This is a genomic window from Ancylobacter aquaticus, from assembly GCF_004339465.1.
GTDB classification, from domain to species: domain Bacteria; phylum Pseudomonadota; class Alphaproteobacteria; order Rhizobiales; family Xanthobacteraceae; genus Ancylobacter; species Ancylobacter aquaticus.
Genome location: NZ_SMFY01000001.1, coordinates 782,559 through 800,895 on the forward strand (window position 1 = coordinate 782,559; position 18,337 = coordinate 800,895).

14 protein-coding genes are annotated in these 18,337 nt (G+C 67.8%); 7 read left to right on the forward strand and 7 right to left on the reverse strand.

The features are described 5' to 3' along the window. Positions 1–26: 26 nt before the first annotated feature. Both EV667_RS03650 and EV667_RS03655 read right to left on the reverse strand, forming a co-directional pair. A complete protein-coding gene (locus EV667_RS03650; RefSeq protein ID WP_131833944.1) occupies positions 27–779 on the reverse strand; it encodes a FadR/GntR family transcriptional regulator in 753 nt (250 codons plus the stop codon). 262 nt (positions 780–1,041) lie between these two features. Further along, positions 1,042–1,782, reverse strand: a complete 741-nt coding sequence (locus EV667_RS03655) for an SDR family oxidoreductase (RefSeq protein WP_131833945.1) — start codon at positions 1,780–1,782, stop codon at positions 1,042–1,044. Between the two features lie 80 nt (positions 1,783–1,862). Here EV667_RS03655 and EV667_RS03660 point away from each other — a divergent pair, with 80 nt between their 5' ends. The 4 genes from EV667_RS03660 to EV667_RS03675 all read left to right on the forward strand — a co-directional run bounded on the left by EV667_RS03660 (position 1,863) and on the right by EV667_RS03675 (position 7,368). Continuing rightward, entirely contained in the window at positions 1,863–2,534 is a 672-nt protein-coding gene (locus EV667_RS03660) for a TetR/AcrR family transcriptional regulator (RefSeq protein WP_131833946.1), read from the forward strand. Positions 2,535–2,724: 190 nt separating this feature from the next. Next, positions 2,725–4,500: an N-acetylglutaminylglutamine amidotransferase gene (locus EV667_RS03665; RefSeq protein WP_131833947.1), complete on the forward strand. Its 1,776-nt coding sequence runs from the start codon at positions 2,725–2,727 to the stop codon at positions 4,498–4,500. Further along, positions 4,490–6,208 carry an N-acetylglutaminylglutamine synthetase gene (gene ngg, locus EV667_RS03670; protein ID WP_131833948.1) on the forward strand — a complete coding sequence of 573 codons (1,719 nt, stop codon included), beginning with the start codon at positions 4,490–4,492 and terminating at the stop codon, positions 6,206–6,208. Before EV667_RS03665 ends, ngg begins: the two co-directional genes overlap by 11 nt. Continuing rightward, the gene (locus EV667_RS03675; protein ID WP_131833949.1) at positions 6,205–7,368 is read left to right on the forward strand and encodes an osmoprotectant NAGGN system M42 family peptidase; all 1,164 of its coding nucleotides are present in this window, start codon (positions 6,205–6,207) and stop codon (positions 7,366–7,368) included. Before ngg ends, EV667_RS03675 begins: the two co-directional genes overlap by 4 nt. A 138-nt stretch (positions 7,369–7,506) precedes the next feature. Here EV667_RS03675 and EV667_RS03680 read toward each other — a convergent pair whose 3' ends face one another. The 5 genes from EV667_RS03680 to EV667_RS03700 all read right to left on the reverse strand — a co-directional run bounded on the left by EV667_RS03680 (position 7,507) and on the right by EV667_RS03700 (position 15,229). Further along, positions 7,507–10,452, reverse strand: coding sequence for an autotransporter outer membrane beta-barrel domain-containing protein (locus EV667_RS03680; RefSeq protein ID WP_245515954.1), 2,946 nt, complete (start codon positions 10,450–10,452; stop codon positions 7,507–7,509). A gap of 201 nt (positions 10,453–10,653) precedes the next feature. Further along, positions 10,654–11,334 (reverse strand): response regulator transcription factor, encoded by a 681-nt coding sequence (locus tag EV667_RS03685; protein ID WP_131833951.1) that lies wholly within the window; start codon positions 11,332–11,334, stop codon positions 10,654–10,656. After that, complete coding sequence (locus EV667_RS03690) at positions 11,322–13,286, reverse strand: sensor histidine kinase (RefSeq protein WP_131833952.1); 1,965 nt, start codon at positions 13,284–13,286, stop codon at positions 11,322–11,324. The genes EV667_RS03685 and EV667_RS03690 overlap by 13 nt, the downstream gene beginning before the upstream one ends. Before the next feature lie 192 nt (positions 13,287–13,478). After that, on the reverse strand, positions 13,479–14,543 hold the full coding sequence (locus tag EV667_RS03695; RefSeq protein WP_131833953.1) for an Ldh family oxidoreductase: 1,065 nt from the start codon (positions 14,541–14,543) through the stop codon (positions 13,479–13,481). Then, positions 14,540–15,229 (reverse strand): GntR family transcriptional regulator, encoded by a 690-nt coding sequence (locus EV667_RS03700; protein ID WP_131833954.1) that lies wholly within the window; start codon positions 15,227–15,229, stop codon positions 14,540–14,542. Before EV667_RS03700 ends, EV667_RS03695 begins: the two co-directional genes overlap by 4 nt. 93 nt (positions 15,230–15,322) lie before the next feature. Here EV667_RS03700 and EV667_RS03705 point away from each other — a divergent pair, with 93 nt between their 5' ends. Genes EV667_RS03705 through EV667_RS03715 form a run of 3 tightly spaced genes read left to right on the forward strand, consistent with a single transcriptional unit; the run spans position 15,323 to position 18,228 of the window. Beyond that, positions 15,323–15,943 (forward strand): TRAP transporter small permease, encoded by a 621-nt coding sequence (locus EV667_RS03705; RefSeq protein WP_131833955.1) that lies wholly within the window; start codon positions 15,323–15,325, stop codon positions 15,941–15,943. Then, on the forward strand, positions 15,943–17,208 hold the full coding sequence (locus tag EV667_RS03710) for a TRAP transporter large permease (protein WP_131833956.1): 1,266 nt from the start codon (positions 15,943–15,945) through the stop codon (positions 17,206–17,208). The genes EV667_RS03705 and EV667_RS03710 overlap by 1 nt, the downstream gene beginning before the upstream one ends. 27 nt (positions 17,209–17,235) lie before the next feature. Next, positions 17,236–18,228 carry a TRAP transporter substrate-binding protein gene (locus tag EV667_RS03715; RefSeq protein WP_131833957.1) on the forward strand — a complete coding sequence of 331 codons (993 nt, stop codon included), beginning with the start codon at positions 17,236–17,238 and terminating at the stop codon, positions 18,226–18,228. Positions 18,229–18,337: the final 109 nt, after the last annotated feature.

Consider the following 18,337-nt stretch of genomic DNA (forward strand, 5'->3'; position numbering starts at 1 on the left):
TCCTGCGTTTTTTGTTGTGGCGCGGTTCAGTCGGGCGTGCTGGCCCGGGGCCCTCCCTGGATGGCGAGCTTGCGGCGGAACTCGTCGCCAATGGCGAAGTGCTCGCGCAGAGAGCGGTCCGCGACCTCGGGGTCGCCGGCGACAATGGCGTCGAAGACGCGCTTGTGGTCTTCGATGAGGTAGGTCCGCATGTCGAAGATGCCGACGAGATGGCGGCGGTCGACATGCGAGCGCATCAGCACGGCCGACATCGACTCGTAGAGCACGCGGAGCGTCTCCGAGCCGCTGGCCTGGACGATGGCGTGATGGAAATCGAAATCGGCCCGGCCGCCGGCGTCGACATCGTCGATCGTCGCCTCGATCCGGCGCAGCGCGGTCTGCAGGCGCTCAAGGTCGCCCACGCTCGCCCGCTCCGCCGCCAGCCGGATCGACTGGCACTCGATGGCCACGCGCGCCTGGACGATGTCGTCCATCAGGTCGGCGCGATGGGCGAGGGCGAAGGTGAAGAAGTCGTTCAGCACCGAGATGTCCGGCCGGCGCACGATGGTGCCGACGCGGTCGCGGATCTCGACGATGCCCAGCACCGTCAGCGCCCGCAGCGCCTCGCGCAGGATGGGGCGGCTGACGCCCAGCTGCGCGGCAAGATCGCGTTCCGGGATCAGCCGATCGCCCGGCTTGAGAGCGCCGGCGAGCAGCCGTTCGCGCAGGAAGGCGAACACCTTCTCGAAGCCTTTGCCGCCCTGCTCGTCGAGGCGGGTTATCTCGAATGTCTCGTCCATCGCCGGGATAGAGCCCTAGTCTTGCCGTGGTAAGACCAGTGTACATACCAAGAGCGCGGGGTCAAGACACGGCGGTGCGGCCGCGCACCTGGGGGCGGGCGGAGCGCGTGGACGTTTGCCGGAACAGGATGGAAAATGGCGTCGCTGGCTCGGCTGTCGGTGGCGGTCAAAGGCTGCCGATGTCCCGTCGGCGGGCAGCGCAAGGGCAAGCGCAGGGCCCGGTCCCGAACCGGCCGGGCCCTGCGCGGTGCGCCTTGTGCGTTCAGGCGTTGAAGCCGCCGTCGACGGTGATTGCGGAGCCGGTGATCTGCCGCGCCGCCGGGCTGGCGAGGAAGGCCACCGCCGCCGCCACGTCGCCCGGGTTGCCGTAGCGGGCCAGCGCGGTGAAGGCGCGTAGCCCGTCGGAATGGTCGCCGTTGGCGGGGTTCATGTCGGTGTCGGTCGCGCCGGGCTGCACCAGGTTCACCGTGATGTCGGCCGGGCCAAGCTCGCGGGCAAGGCCACGGGTGAAGGCGAGCAGCGCCGACTTGGTCATCGAATAGACCGTCACGCCGCCAAACGGCACGCGCTCCCCGAGGTTCGAGCCGATGGAGATGATGCGCCCGCCCGCCTTCAGATGCGGAAGGGCCGCCTGCGAGGCCAGCACCACCGCCCGCACATTGACGTTCAGCAGGGCGTCGATGTCGGCGAGGCTTATCTCCGCCATGGGCCCCTGGCGGGCGATACCGGCATTGTTGACGAGGATGTCGAGCCCGCCGAGCCCGTCCACCGCTTCCGCCACCGAACGTTGCACCGCCGACGGGTCGGCGCTGTCGGCCTGGATCGCCACGCCCCGCCGGCCCGTGGCCTCGATGGAGCGCACGACCTCTGCCGCCCGCTCCGCCGAGCGCTCATAGGTGAGGGCGACATCCGCGCCCTTTTCCGCCAACGCCAGCGCGATTGCGGCGCCGATGCCCCGCGACGCACCCGTGACCAAAGCGCGCTTACCAACCAACTCGCTCATTGCCTGTCCATTCTGTAATGATTGACATAGAATTAGCTAAGGCCGTTGATCGGAGGCGTCAAGGAATTATCTATCGATCGATGCAGAATATAGAAAGCACACCCGACACTCCGGAATCCGCCCCCTCCCGCAGCCGGGGGCGCCCGCGCGCCTTCGACCGCGACGCCGCCCTCGCGCAGGCCATGAGGCTGTTCTGGATCAAGGGTTTCGAGGCGACCTCGATCGCCGATCTCACCCACGCCATGGGCATCGGCTCGCCCAGCCTCTACGCCGCTTTCGGCTCCAAGCAGGCGCTGTATGTGGAGGCGCTGCGCCATTATGAGCGCAACTATGAGGGCCTCGTCTGGGCAGGGTTCCGGACGGCGGAGACGGCCGAGGGCGCCATTGCCGCCCTGCTTTACGATTCAGCGTCTGCATTGACCGGAAACGTCGCCGATATTCCCCTCGGCTGCATGGTGGCGCTGGCCTCGGTCGGCAGCGAGGAGCATCGCGCCCTCGGCGAGCTCGTGTGCGCGGCCCGCGCCGTCACCTTCGCCCGGCTTGAGGCCCGGCTACAACGGGCCGTGGCCGACGGCGAGATATCCGCCGGCACGGATTGCGCGGCGCTCGCCCGGTTCGTGCAGACGGTGCAGACCGGCATGTCGCTCCTTGCCCGCGACGGAACGAGCGGGGAGGAACTGGAGGCGGTGGCCGCGCTCGCCATGGCGGGCGTCAAGGCCCGCCTCGCCCCAACGGGGCCCGAAGGCGGCTGACGTGCCCTGCCTTCCGCCACCTCATCCGTCCGCCGCCGCCGCGTCGCCCGGGGAGGCCGACGGTAAAAACCGGGCTCTCGGGTGAAACGTTTAGCGCCCCGTGCGCTTATCCCTATCGGAGTAGGTCGGATCGGCGGATGCGATGCGACCTCTCCTCGACGCCTCGAAACGCAAGGAGACAGTGAACCGCATGTGTGGGATTGCCGGTGAAATTCGATTTGATGGCTCATTTGCCGATGCGCGCGCCATCGCCTCCATGATGGATGTCCTCGCCCCGCGCGGCCCCGACGGCGCCGGGCTGGAAGCGCGTGGGCCCATCGCCTTCGGACACCGCCGCCTGCGGATCATTGATCTCTCTGATAAGGCCGCCCAGCCGATGGTCGATCCCGATCTCGGGCTGACCCTCACTTTCAATGGCTGCATCTACAATTACCCCGAACTGCGGGCCGAGCTGGAAGCCAAGGGCTACCGCTTCTTCTCGCAGGGCGACACGGAGGTGATCCTCAAGGCCTACCACGCCTGGGGCGAGGCCTGCGTGGAGCGCTTTCACGGCATGTTTGCCTTTGCCATCGCCGAGCGCGACAGTGGCGCGGTGGTGCTGGCACGCGACCGCTTCGGCATCAAGCCGCTCTATTACACCGAGAACGGCAAGCGCCTGCGCTTCGCCTCCAGCCTGCCGGCGCTGCTGGCGGCGGGCGACGTCGACACCTCGATCGACCGCGAGGCGCTGCACAATTATATGAGCTTCCACGCCGTGGTGCCGCCCCCGCGCACCATCCTCAAGGGCGTGCGCAAGCTGCCCCCCGCCACGGTGCGCCGCTACGCGCCGGACGGCTCCTTCACCGAGCGCACCTATTGGCAGGCGCCCTATGAGCGCCGCGCGGAAGATTCTTCGCTGACCGCGCAGGACTGGCGCGACCGGGTGCTCGACGCGCTGCGCACCGCCGTGCGCCGGCGCATGGTGGCGGATGTGCCGGTCGGCGTGCTGCTCTCGGGCGGCGTGGATTCGTCCATCATCGTCGGCCTGCTGGCGCAGGAGGGCCAGAAGGACCTCGCCACCTATTCCATCGGCTTCGAGGAGGCCAATGGCGAGAAGGGCGACGAGTTCGTCTATTCCGACCTGATCGCCAAACACTTCGGCACCAACCACCACAAGATCTTCGTGCCGTCCTCGGACCTGATGGGTGCGCTGCCCGACACCATCCACGCCATGTCCGAGCCGATGGTGTCCTATGACAATATCGGCTTCTACCTGCTCTCGCGCGAGGTCTCGAAGTCGATCAAGGTGGTACAGTCGGGGCAGGGCGCCGACGAGGTGTTTGCCGGCTATCACTGGTACCCCCCGCTCGCCGACAGCAACGACGTGGTCGGCGACTATGCGCGCGGCTTCTTCGACCGTGACCACGCCACGCTGGCCCGCCAGCTGGGGCCGGACTGGCTCGCCGACACGGATGCGAGCCGCGAGCTCGTCGCCGCGCATCTGATGGCGGAAGGTGCCGCGACCCCGGTGGACCGGGCGCTGCGGCTGGATTCGCAGGTGATGCTGGTGGACGACCCGGTGAAGCGGGTCGACAACATGACCATGGCCTGGGGTCTGGAGGCGCGGGTGCCGTTCCTCGACCATGAGCTGGTGGAACTCGCCGCCACCATCCCACCCGCCTTCAAGCTCGCCCATGGTGGCAAGGGCGTGCTGAAAGACGCCGCCCGCCTGGTGGTGCCCCATGAGGTGATCGACCGGCCCAAGGGCTATTTCCCGGTGCCGCAGCTCAAATATATCTCCGGACCCTATCTCGACATGGTGCAGGACGTGTTGGGTTCGCAGGCCGCGCGCGAACGCGGGCTGTTCCGGCAGGATTATCTCGACACGCTGTTCGCCGATCCCGTCTCCCACATCACCCCGCTGCGCGGATCGGAGCTGTGGCAGGTGGCGCTGCTGGAGATGTGGCTCCAGTCGCATGGCGTCTGAGCGGGAGGAGAGCACCGTGACATCCCATTGCGCCCTTGATGTCGGCTGGGGCCGGCTGATCTTCGGCCAGACTTTCGACAACCTTCCCGATCTCGTCGACACGCTCCGAGAAGAGGGGCCGGATCGGCGCGACATCGCCGTCTATGTCGAGGATCCGCATGTGCTGCTTTCGCATGCGCCGCAGGAAGTGTTTCTCGATCCTTCCCACACTTTCCGGCTCAACCTCGCGACGTATCGCCCTTCCGAACGGCCGCCCGCCGGTTTTCGGGTCCGCGCGCTGGAGACGGGGGCGGATGCGGACGCGATCAACCGCATCTATGCCTCGCGCGGCATGGTGACGGTGCCGCTGGAGTTCTTCCAGTCGCCGCGCACTCCCGACCCGCTGACCTATCTGGTGGCGCAGGACGAGGCGACGGGGCGCATCATCGGCACGGTGACGGGCGTCGATCATGGCCTGGCCTTTGACGATCCCGAGTTCGGCGCGTCGCTCTGGTGCCTGGCGGTCGACCCGCAGGCGCGCCAGCCCGGCATTGGCGAGGCGCTGGTGCGCTGCCTTGCCGAGCGTTTCGCCGCCAAAGGCGCGGCCTTTCTGGACCTCTCGGTGATGTACGACAACACGCAGGCCATCGCCCTCTACGAGAAGCTCGGCTTCGAGCGCGTCACCTATTTCACCGTGAAGCGTAAGAACCCGATCAACGAGAAGCTGTTCGCCGGCCCCGAGCAGAACGAGGGCTACAATCCCTACGCCCAGATCATCATCAACGAGGCCCGCCGCCGGGGCATTCTGGTGGAGGCCATGGACCCCGCCGGCGGCTTTTTCCGGCTGGCCTTCGGCGCGCGCACGGTGCGCTGCCGTGAAAGCCTGTCGGAACTGACCTCGGCGGTGGCGATGTCGATCTGCGACGACAAGAGCATTACCCGCCGCATCGTCGCCGAGGCGGGGGTGCGGGTTCCCGCCCAGCTCACCACGAGCGCGCCGATGGAAGAGATCGCCGCTTTCCTCAAGCGGCACGGGCGGCTGGTGGTGAAGCCGGCGCGCGGGGAACAGGGGCAGGGCGTCAGTGTCGGGGTGGCCTCGCTCGACGAGCTCGACGCCGCCATCGCCGAGGCGCGCAAATTCGCCAGCGAGGTGCTGGTGGAGGAATGCGTCGCGGGCGAGGATGTTCGGCTAGTGGTGATCAACTTCAAGCTGGTGGCCGCTGCCATTCGTCGCCCCGCCACGGTCGTCGGCGATGGGCGCAGCACCGTTCTCGAACTCATCGAGGCGCAAAGCCGCCGCCGCGCTGCCGCGACATCAGGCGAATCCCGCATTCCCTGCGATGGTGAGACCGAGCGGACGGTGCGCGACGCCGGCTTTGCGATGGACAGCGTGCTGCCCGCCGGCCGCGAGCTGAAGGTGCGGCGCACCGCCAATCTCCACACCGGCGGCACCATCCACGACATCACCGACATGGTTCATCCCACGCTGGTCGACGCCGGGATCAAGGTGGCGCGGGCCATCGACATTCCGGTGGTCGGGGTGGACCTGATGGTGACGTCGCCCACCGGGCCGGACTATGCCTTCATCGAGGCGAACGAGCGCCCGGGGCTCGCCAATCACGAGCCGCAGCCCACCGCCGAGCGCTTCATCGACCTGCTCTTCCCCCTCGCCATTCCCGCCGGGGTGCGACAGGTGATGGATGCCCCGCAGGGGAGGGCGGAGGCATGACGCGGCTGACCATCGACGCCGATTACCTCGCCAAGGTGCTGCGCCGGCTGCTCTCCATCCCCAGCCCCACCGGCTACACCGACACCATCGTCCGCTTCGTCGCCAAGGAACTCGCCAGCTTCGATCTGAGCGTGGAGATGACGCGGCGGGGCGCCATCCGCGCCGTCCGCCCCGGCGGCACGCATCTGGGCGCGCGGGCGCTGGTGGCCCATGTCGACACGCTCGGCGCCCAGGTGAAGATGCTCAAGGAGAACGGGCGGCTCTCCTTGGTGCCCATCGGCACCTGGTCGGCACGCTTCGCCGAGGGCGCGCGGGGCACCGTGTTCACCGAGAAGGGCGGCTATAGCGGCACCATCCTGCCGCTGAAGGCCTCCGGCCACACCTTCAACGACGAGGTGGACCGGCACCCGATCGGCTGGGACCATGTCGAGATGCGGGTCGATGCGCGGGCGCGCAACGCCGCCGATCTCCACCATCTCGGCTTCGAGGTCGGCGACATCATCGCCATCGACCCGCAGCCGGAATTCCTCGACAACGGCTTCATCGTTTCCCGGCACCTCGACGACAAGGCCGGCGTGGCGGTGATGCTGGCGGCGATCCGGGCCCTGCACGAGGCCAAGGCCGAGACGCCGGTGGACATTCACTGGCTGTTCTCGATCGCCGAGGAAGTGGGCGTCGGCGCCTCCGCCGTGCTCACCGCCGATGTCGCCTCGCTCGTCGTCATCGACAACGGCACCACAGCGCCGGGGCAGAATTCCGACGAGTTCGGCGTCACCCTGTCGATGGCCGACCAGAGCGGCCCGTTCGACTATCACCTCACCCGCAAGCTGGCGGAGCTCTGCCGCACCAACGACATCCGCTGCCAGAAGGACGTGTTCCGTTTCTATCGCTCGGATTCTGCCAGCGCGGTGGTCGCCGGGGCGGATGTCCGCACGGCGCTGATCACCTTCGGCGTCGATGCGTCCCACGGCTATGAGCGCATCCACATGCACGCGCTGCGCTCGCTCGCCGAACTGGTGACGGCCTATGTCGTCAGCCCGGTCGAGATCACCCGCGACTTCCAGCAGACCGCCGACCTCAAGGGCTTCACCCGCCAGCCGACCCGCGAGGCGGTGCAGCATCTGTCGTCCGATGTCGACAGCGAGGACCTGGAAGAATAGGCGGCCCCGCCTTGCCGAAAGATAATCCCCCGGGCGCCCCGCCCTGGCACCCGGGGACTTCGTGGCAATCCGCCTTTCGGTGGGGCCACGAAGAGCCGGCGGAACCCGCATTCCGCCGGGATTTCACGAGGCGAACCGTCAGAAGCTCACCTTGAAGTTCGCGTTGAAGCCGTTCTCGGTGACACCGTCGCCGAACTGGCCGCTATAGGCGACGCCGAGCGTGGCGCCGGCGCCGACCCGCAGATCGAGGCCGGCTTCCACCACTGCCGCGTCCTGCGCGATGGCGATGCCCGCCGTGTCGAACGAGGCCGAGCCGAGAAAGGCCTGTGTCGCCACCGGGGTGATGTCGCCAAAGGCGTGCCGCCAGCCCGCCGCGCCGCGCAGGGTCGTTGCGAACGTGCCGAGCAGCACCTCTTTCTCGGCCCGGAGGCCCAGCGTGGTGAAGCTGGTTTCCATGTCGGAGCCGCTGGACGCGAGCGCCGCCGCGCCGCCCCATTCGCCATAGCCATCGGTGTCGAGGTTGACATAGGAGAGGTTGGCGAAGGGCTCGAAGGCGGCGAACGCCGTGTCCAGCCGATAGCCGAGTTCGCCGAAGGCCTGGAACAGGCCGGCGGTGTAGTCGGCGCTCAGGCTGTCGGCGAAGCCGGCGAAGGCCACCGAGCGGGAGGTCGACACGTCCTGCCACGTGTAGGCGAGACCGGCGCGCAGCGCGAGCGCGCCCCACTGGTTGCCGCCATAGGCGCCGATATGCCAGTTATCGCTGTCGCCCGAGGCCCCCTGTCCGTCGAAGGACGTGGAACTGTAGCCACCGGCAACACCGAGCCGCCAGCCGGCGTCCAGCACGGCGTCGCCACCCATCAGGAAGCCGCCCGTGGCGCCGTTGAGCCCGGCGGCATTGGTGGTGCCGTCGAAAGTGCTCCAGGAGCCGAAGCCGGTGGCCCATACCGCCCGCTCAGGCGTGGTCTCCGCGGCCGGTGACGCCTTGTAGGCAAGGCCGTTCTCGATCGCCCTGCCGGCGTCGCTGGCGCTTGGCGCCGAGGCGTAGTTCAGCACCGGCGCGGAGGAGGCGCCAACGCCCCCCTGCGCGGCGCGCACGCGGTCGATCAGGGCGTTGCGAATGAGGCTGCTCTGCTCGACGAACAGGCTCTGCGACGAGGCGTGCACCTCGCCCGAGAGCTGATCGAAGGCGCCCCGCGCCTGCGCGTCGGTGGGCAGGAACAGGAGCGCGTTGCGCAGGCCGCTCGTCGGCCCCTTTGCCGGCAACGTATCGAGCGCGCCGGCAACAGCGATCTGATTGCGCGTCGCGGCGGCGGCGGTGAAGTCTCTCGCCTGGTCGAAGCGCACAAAAATGTCGTTGCCGGTGTTGGTGGAGGTGAGGCCGACAAAGGCGGAAATCTCGACCTCGCCGTCGACATTGCCGAAATTGCCCTCCACCCCGCCGGCGGCGGTGAGCACGTGGTAGTCGGTGCCGAAGGCGATGTCGTCCACCGCCCGCAGGCGGATGCCGGCGCCGGAATCGATGGTGGCCGTGCCCCCGGCCGAGATCAGGTCGGCATTGCCGGCGAGATCGACATCGAGGCTGTAGGCCGCGCCCTTCTCGAAGACGACGTCGCCAGCGAACAGCGCCACATCGCCGGCCCCGCCATCGGCGAGGCTGAAGGAGTGGTGGTTGACGAAGGTTTCGAGGCCATCGAACCGTGTCGTCTCGGCGGTTTCGGCGAAGGCGGCGGCGTAAATGGTGCCCGTGTTGGTCAGCAGGTCCTCGCCGGCACCGAACTCGTTGACGCCGGCCAAGGTCCACACGCCCGCATTCTCGAAAATGTCGTCGGATTTGGTGAGTTCGACACGGCCTATCAGGATGCCGTGATTGTCGAGGACGATGCGGCCGCCCGAGGCGCTCACCACGACGTCGCCCGAGGCGGCGGCGATCTGCTCGCGGGTGATCTCGCCGTCGAGCACGGGCAGGGCCTGGCTGATGATGACGCCGCCGGCCTCGTTGGTAAGCGTCGCGCCGCCCGTGTCGTCACTCGCCGAATAGGCGCCGCTGTCGATGACGACGCCGCCGGTGATGAAGCCGAACTGCTCCAGTTCGTCCGCGCCGGTCCCGCTGCCGTTGACGAGCGTCACGCTCGCGCCATCGGCATAGATGCCGCCACCGGCCGATGCGATGAGGCCGCCGCGGTTCTCGATCAGCGTGTCGCCTTCAACCAGATAGGCCAGCACGGCGTAGTCGTCCATGCTGGTGATCTGCCCGCCGGCGCCATTGTGCAGTTCCACATCGCCGCCGACGGTCACGAAGGAAACGCCGCTGTAGCTGCCGCCGGAGAGGACGCCGCTGCCATTGACGACGCTGGCGTCGCCGCCGATGTCCCAGAGGTCGATCCCGTAATCGGAGCCGGACATCGTCCCGCTGCCGTTCAGCACGGTCACGCCCCCGCCAATGCCCCAGGCACCAAAGGCCGTGGGCCCGGTGATCGAGCTGGCATCGTTGGAGACCCACACGTCGCCGCTGACGTCATAGGCGAAGACGCCGGTGGCGTCGCGTGCGGTGCCATTGATGCTGCTGCCGTTCTCATTGATGAGGGTCAGGCTATCGGCGCGCCAGACATTGACGCCGGCCGCGTTGCCGGTGATCGCATGGTCGGCGCCGCCGGAATTGGTCAGCTTCACCGAACCAACCTCGTAAAGCACCACGCCCGAGGAGGCCTTGCCCGTGCCGCTGACCGAGCCGGCGACGGTGACGTCGATTTCCGAGGCCACGAGTTCGAGGCCATTGTCCTTGGTGGACATGCTGCCGACCGTGCCGGTGATCTTGCCGTCGGTGGTCTTCAGATAGACCGCGTCGCCGTAATCGTTGGTGATCGTTCCCGCCGTCTGGTTGATGGTGATGTCGCCGCCGGTGGAGAGGGTGATGTCGATGCCGTCCGCGACGTCGGCGGAGACATTCACGGTCCGGTCCGTGCGCCCGCTGGTGACGGTCTCGTCATAGCCGGCGGGGGAGGGTGTCGCGCAGGTCACGACCGTGTCGTCGCGCACGCAGTCCGCCCGTGCCTCCAGCGTCAGGCCGGAGAGGGCGGCGATCATCGTGCCCCCGACAGCGATACCCCCGACGGCGATGCTCCCGACGACGCCCCTGCGTTCCGCCCGATTAGCCGCGATGCCCATGCTTCTGCGATCCCCGCCCCGTGTCCTGCCGTCGGGCGGGAAACTAGCGAAGTCGCTAACGCGTTGATTACCGAAGATTACCGACGGTAAAGGGTGCCGCGTTGGTGCGCGGCGAACCCCTCATGTGAGGACGATTGGCTCGCAGAGCTGGTAGCCCCAGTTGCGGATCGCCCGGATCGGGTGCGGCGCGGTCCCGCTCTGCCGCAGCTTGGCGGAGAGGCGGGAGATGGTGACATTGAGCGCATTGCGGTTGGGCGCCCGGTCGGCCTGTTCCAGCACCGCGATGATCTGCCAGGTTTCCAGCCGGTGGTCCTGCGCCCGCGCGAAGGCGGCGATCAGCGCCGCCTCGGGGGCGGAGAGGGCGGTCGCGCCCCGTGGCCCGCCCAGGGTGAGCCGCACCGTGTCGAGCATCAGCGCCGCCGGGGTCGACAGGACCGGACGCAGCCGCCGCGACAGGGCCAGGATGGCGGCGGACAGTTCGTCGAGCGAGACCGGCTTCGCCAGATAGATGTCGGCGCCGCTCTCATAGCCGATCCGCTTGTCGTCGGTGCGGGTGCGGGCCGTCATCATGATGATGCCGATCTCGGGATTGGTCGTGCGCAGCCGGCGGGTGAGGCTCACCCCGTCTTCTCCGGGAAGATTGAGGTCGACCACCACAAGGTCGATCCGCAGCGCCTGCCCTTGCTCGGCCATCGCTTCGGCGCAGTCGAAGCCGACGACATGGTGGCCCTCGCCGCCCAGCGCGTTGACGATGGCGGCGCGCAGATCGTCATTGTCCTCGACGACGGCTATGCTGAGCATGGCAACCAGACGCTGAAGCGCGCTCTTCCCTCGATGAAATCGTAGGCGATCGATCCGCCGAGGAGGTCGACGATTCCGTGGACGATGTAAAGCCCCAGCCCGGAACCGCTCTTGGTGCGCGCGTGCGGGCCGCGGTGGAACTTCTCGAACAGATGCGCGGGGTCGGGCATGCCGGTGCGCCCGCAGGCGTTTTCGACCGTGATGCGGACATAGGGCCCCGCCCCGCCCGTCGCGGGAACGGCGTCCACCACGGCCGCCGTCACCTCGACGGTCGATCCCTCCGGCGAATATTTCACCGCGTTGTCGATGAGGTTGTGCAAAAGCGTGGCGATGAGCTGTCCGTCGGAGACGATCGAGGGCAGCGCCTCGGCGCGCAGCGCGACGCGACCGGATTCCGTGCTCGCCGACACCGCCGCGCGCAGCGTCGCCGCCAAATCCACCGGCGTGCGCTCGACCTCGAGGCCCTTCTGGTCCATGCGGTCGGCGAAGCTGCAGCGGTCGATGATGCCTTCCATATTGCCGAAGGCGGCCTCGATCAGCCGGCGCGGCTCGCCCTCCACCTTGGCGGTGCCTACCGCGAGACGGATGACCGAGAGCGGCGTGCGCAGCTCATGGGTCAGCATGGCCATGAACCGGTTCTGCATCTCGGAGTGGGCCCGCTGCAGCTTCAGCTGTCCGCGCGTCAGGTCGAGTGCCCTCTGCGCCTCGACACCGCGCAGCCGCGCCGCGCGTGAGCGCAGGGCCAGCAGCACGAACAGCGGCATGTCGGACAGCAGCCCGTGGATGATGTTGGCGTCGAGGTTCCAGGCCGTCGCCGGCAGGACACCAAGGATCGGCAGCATGGTCAGAAGCAGCGAGAACGCCTGGATCACATAGAAGATGCGCAGCGTCCGCCGGCCGGGCGGGGCCTCGCGCCGCGTGCCGAAGGCCATTGCCGGCAGCAGCGGAACGATGAGCATCACCACATAGGCATTGAGTGCCAATGCCTCGCGGGCAGCCCCCGAAATAAGCAGGCCCAGCGCGACCACGGTGAGCCCCAGCAGCGTATCCAGTATCATCCGGGGGATGGGGTGCAGATCGAACTGCCGCAGCAGCAGCCTGTTGGTCAGGATCGAGAACAGCGAGGTTGCGATGACGACGATGCTGGTCAGCTGATCGACGAAGCCGGGCGCGGCATTGGGGAAGATAAGCGCGCCGTAGCCCATGATCAGCACATTGTAGCTGATGAAGAAGAGCTGGTTGATGGCGAAGCAGCCCACGACCAGGTCGCGGCGGGCGAGGAAGTCGCTCGCCGCCCACAGCAACGTGCACAGCAGCAGTCCGAGAATGAAGATCTCGCTGGCGTGAATCTGCAGGTCGGCGAGCGCGGCCAGCTGCGGCGTCAGCGCCTCGGCGTGCATCATCGAGGTGCTCGTCGTCGTCAGGCGCAGATAATAGGTCGTCTCCGGCCCGCTGGGCCAGATGGTGAAACCGAGCGCGACGGAGGGCACATCGCGTTCCAGGAATGGCGTACGGTCGCCGGTGACATATTCGCGCCACGTGTCCGGCGCGCCGGGCACCGGCTCGAACAGCGCGACCCGGTCGAGATAGGTCGGGCGGATGCGCAGGACGAGCGGGCCCCCGTCGGCGGGGCCGATGGTCAGCCGCACCCAATAGGTCGACGGCGTGTAGCCGCGCGCCAGAATGGGCGGGGCCGGGGCGAAGTCGGCATTGGCCATCTGGTCGATGGTCAGTGTGCCGTCGCGGTCCTCAAGCACGGCGCGGGCGAGCACATGGTCTTGCGAAGGGACGCGCGCCATCCAGGCGATGGTGGCGGCGGCGCCAAAAACCACGAACAGGAGCAGAAGGACAAACCGGGCTGTGGCGGAAAGCTGTCCGCTGCGGTTGCGGCTGGACGGTGCGCCCGTGCGCGCGTCGGCCGTCCGCGTGTCCTCCCCCGCCTGCTCGTGCATGCCGCTCCGCCCGTCATTGGCCCGCCATCGGCGCGACACCCACCACCAGATAAACCAGGCAGGCGGCGGCTCGCTAGTGGTCCGACCGCGACATTGGGATCCCTGATGTCGCGACCCGGTCGGCCCACAAAGCGTTGAGCTGGTGGAGCAACTTTTTGAAACGGATGGGTACCATCAGTTTCGGTCGATCCACTAGCCGCCACCGTTACGTCCCGGCTCCGCCCCGGTGGTCGTCAGGGCGCGAATTTCCTGAAGAAGGCGGGCCGGGATCAGCACGCCCCCGGCGCTGCGGGCGCGGGCGGCGTAGCGGCGCTCGGAAGGCAGCCGCACGCCCGGCTGCGCCTTGGCGAGGGCGAAGGTTTCCTCCGCATCGCTCATGCGCTGCCCCAGCGTCTCGCGACCGAACGCCGCCGGGTCGATGGCGATGAACAGTTCGCCGCCGAGCGGCGGGCCGGAATCGCCGTTCTCCACCGCCTTCGCCTGCCGGCTGTTGAGGTCGCCGATCAACGGCCCGGCAATCAGTTCCACCATCAGCGCGAGGGCCGATCCCTTGTGCCCGCCAAACGGCAGCAGGGCACCCGCAAGGGCCGCAGCCGGGTCGGTGGTTGGCGTGCCGTCCGGGCCCACCGCCCAGCCAGCCGGCAGCGCCTCGCCCGCCCGGCGCTTCAGTTCCACCTCGCCGCGCGCGGCGGCGCTGGTGGCGAAATCGAAGATGAAGGGTCGGCCTTCCGGCCCCGGCCAACCGAAGGCGATCGGGTTGGTGCCCATGAGCGGTGTCGTGCCGCCGGCAGGGGCGACGCAGCACTGGCCGACGGTGAAGCACCAGGCGGCGAGCCCCGCCTCGACAGCCGGCTCGATATCCGCCCACAACGCCGAGAAATGATAGCAGTCATGGATGGCCAGCGCGGCGATGCCATAGGTCTTCGCGGCCTCGATCAGCGCCGGCACGCCGGTCTCGATGGCGAGCGGGGCGAAGGCGTGGCGGGCGTCGACGTTCAGTATCACCGGCGTCGTCCGGGTGAGCACGGGCAGCGCCTCCCGCTCGGCCTTGCCGCTGCGCACGGAGGCGACGTAGCCAAGCAGCCGGTAGAGCCCGTGCGAATGGCATTCATCCGCCTGCGCCCGCGTGATCGAGCGGGCGATTGCCGCCGCGTGCGGTTCGCCAAGCCCTGCCGCGAGCAGCGTGTCGCGGGTGAGGGCGTATACCTCGTCGAGGCTGAGCCGGACCGTGGCCGGTTCGGAAAGGGCAGCGTTCACGTCATCGCCTCGCGCTGGCTGCGCTCCAGTTCGCGCAGCAGGTCGTCATGGACCGTCCGGATGTGCTGGTCGAGAAAGGCGCAGGCCGCCGCGCTAGCGCCGGCGCGGCTGAGCGCGGCGAGCGTGGCGTGCTCGCTCACCGCCCGCTGCATGCCGACAATGCCCATGCCGGCGACATCGCTCAGATGCACCCGGGTGTATCGGTCGCTGGTCTGCAGCAGGCCGTGCACGATGGTCAGCGAGCGCGGCAGTCCGGCCCGGGCGTAGAGCGCCATATGAAAATCGGCGTTGATCTGGCCCCAGCGGCCAAGATCGTTCGCCGCCGTCGCCGTCACCATTTCCGCGTGCAGGGCGTCGAGCCGGGTGAAGTCGTCAGAATCGAGCGCAGGAATGGACCGGGCGAGCAGGCGTGGCTCCAGCAGCCGGCGCAGCTCGAACACGTCGTCGATCTCCTCGGCCGAGAGCGCGGCGACCACCGCGCCCTTCTGCGGCACGAAGCGCACCAGCCCCTCGGCGTCGAGCTGGAACAGCGCCTCGCGGATGGGAATGCGGCTGACCTTGAACGTCGCCGCCAGCGCATCCTGCCGCAGCTGCGCCCCGGCCGGGTAGGTGCCGTCGAGGATCGCCTTGCGCAACTGGTCGAGAATGGCGGCCGTCAGGGTGCGGTGCTTGAGAAGCGGGTTCATTTTGCGTGGTCACGCCCGGAATAATCACGTCAGGCATATTGACGGAGATAATTTATAAAATCTACGATCCAGGAAAAGAGGGGAACAGGTACCATGTCGCACACCAACGGCGTTGCTGCCGGTGGCTGGCCATTGCGTGCCGTCACTGCGGCTTCAGAGGCCCTTCTGGTCGTCGAGCGCTTCGCCATCGGCGCGCTGATGGCGCTGCTCACCGGGCTTATTCTCGTCAACGTCGTCACCCGCTACGGCCGCATCCCGCTCTACTGGATCGACGAATCCGCGATCTTCACCACGGTCTGGCTCACCTTCATCGGCGCCTCCGCCATGTCGCGGCTGCGGCTCGATTTTTCGATGACGCTGCTGACCGAGCATCTCCCTGCGGGGGCGACGAGGGCGATGCGCGTCGTCTCCACGCTCTGCATCCTCGGCTTCGGCCTCGCGCTGGCCGCCATGTGCTGGCTGTGGATGGACCCGCTCGGCATCGCCTCCGCCGGTTTCGACGCACGGGAATACAGCGGGGCGACGTTCAATTTCCTCTACACCGAGCGCACCCAGACGCTGAACTGGCCGAGCTGGGTGGTCTATCTGGTGATGCCGCTTTTCGCGCTCACGCTGATGGTCCACAGCGCTGCGAACCTGATCGAGGATCTGGGGCTGGCAGCGCCGCCCGATCGCAGCAGCATCGGCCTGCACAATGCCGAAGAGGTCGCCTGATGCTGACCGGCGCCGCCTTCCTCGCCTTCCTGCTCATCGGCGTGCCGATCGGCATCGCCATCTGCCTCGCCGGCGTGGTCTTCATCCAGGCGTCCGGCAATCCGGTGCTCTACCAGAGCTTCCCGATGCAGATGTTCGGCTCGGTCGACAATTACGGGCTGATCGCCATCCCGCTTTTCATCCTCATCGGCGAGATCATGAATGGCGGCGGCATCACCCGCCAGATCATCACCATGACCATGGCCTTTGTCGGCTCGCTGCGCGGCGGCCTCGCCTATGTGAACATGCTGGCCAACATGTTCGTCTCCTCCATCCTCGGCTCGGCGACCGCGCAGGTCGCGATCATGGCCCAGATCATGGTGCCGGAGATGGAATCGAAGGGCTATGATAAGACCTTCGCCGCCGGCCTCACCGCCTATGCCGGCATGCTGGGGCCGATCATCCCGCCCTCGATCATGTTCGTGATGTATTCGGTGCTTGCGCAGGTGCCGGTCAGCACCATGCTGGTCGCCGGTCTCATCCCCGGTGTCGTGCTCACCGCGATGTTCTGCGTCGTCATCGCGGTCATGGGCTATGTCTACAACTACCCGCGCGGCGACAGCTTCACCATGCGCGAGCGCGTGGCCACGGTGATGGCCTGCGCCCCGACGCTGCTGATTCCCATCGTCATCGTCGGCTCCATCCTCACCGGCCTTGCCAACCCCACCGAATCCGCCGCCGTCGGCGCCCTGGCCTCCGTGCTGGTCGGGCGCTTCTGGACCCGCGAGCTTTCGCTGGCGCAACTGCCGCGCATGCTGGTGCGGGCAGGCGTCTATTCCGGCATCGTGCTGTTCCTCGTGGCGGCGGCGGGGGTGCTCTCCTGGGTGCTGGTCTTCGCCAAGGTGCCGCAGGAAGTGGCGCTGTGGATCCAGTCCATCGCCACCGGGCCGATCAGCTTCATGCTGCTGGTCAACGTCATCCTGCTGGTGATCGGCACGGTGATCGACGGGGCACCGGGCCTGATCATGACCGTGCCCATCCTGCTGCCCATCGCCACCGAGGTCTACGGCATCGACCCCGTGCAGTTCGGCGTGGTGGCGGTGGTGAACCTCGTGCTCGGCTTCCTCTCGCCGCCGGTCGGGCTGTGCTTCTTCGTGGCGGCGGCGGTGACGGGGGCCAAGCCCGGCAAGATGTTCCTCGTCACCCTGCCGTTCTTCTTTGCTGCCTGCCTGCTGCTTGTTCTGCTCTCGATCTTCCCCGGCCTCTCCACTGCCCTCGTTCGCTGAACCCTTCGAGTTGAAAGGAACGCCCCGATGATCTCCCGCCGAAACCTGCTCGCCGCCGCTGCGGCGGGTGCCGCCCTGCCGCTTGCCGCTCCCGGCGTTCTGCGCGCCCAGACCCGCGACCTGCGCCTCGGCCTCATCACCCCGCCCGGCCATCCCTGGAACACCACCGCCCAGAAGATCGGCGAGGTGCTGAAGGAAAAGACCGGCGGCAAGCTGACCATGACCGTCTTCCATGCCGGCCAGCTCGGCAATGAAGGCGCCATGATGCAGCAGCTGCAGACCGGCGCGCTCGACCTGGCCTTCCTGCAGGCGGCCGAAGTCGGCAACCGGGTGCCGAACGTCGCCGCCATCCTCGCGCCCTATGTCGTGCGCTCGACGGAAGCCTGCGCCAAGCTGGTGCGCCAGCCCATCGCCATGCGGATGCTGGAGCCGCTGCCGAAGGAAACCGGCACGATCGGCCTCGCCTGGGGCATCACCACCATCCGCGTCGTCATGTCGGCCAAGGAGATTACCGGGATTTCCGGCCTCAACGGCATGAAGCTGCGCATCAACACCACGCCGGCCTTCCGCGACTTCTATTCGCTGCTCGGCGCCGCCCCGACCCCGATCCCGACCCCGCAGGTGTTCGACGCGCTGGCCAATGGCCAGGTCGACGGGCTGGAGGCCGATCTCGATCTGTGCTGGAACCAGCGCTTCGACAAGGTTTCCAAGGTGCTGATGCGGATGAACGCGGTGTTCATGCCGATGGTGGCGCTCGCCTCCGGCCGGGCCTGGCAGTCGCTTTCCAGCGAGGACCGCGCCCTCATCACCGCCGCGACCAAGGAAGCGCTCGACATCCAGATCGACAACACGGTGACGGACGAGCCCAAGCTGCTGAAGAATTTCGAGGGCACCGAGATCAAGATCATCGTGCCGCCCGAGGCGGATGCGGCGCCGATTATCGCGGAATACGACAAGATCTGGACCCCGAAGGCCCCGATCCTGCCCGAACTGCGCAAGATCGGCGCCACGCTCGGCTGAGTTTAATCGCCGGCCTAGAATACAGGAGGCGCCCCATCGGGCGCCTCTTTTTTATCGTGGCTCACAACGTCATCCTGAGGTGCGAGCGCTCGCGAGCCTCGAAGGATGG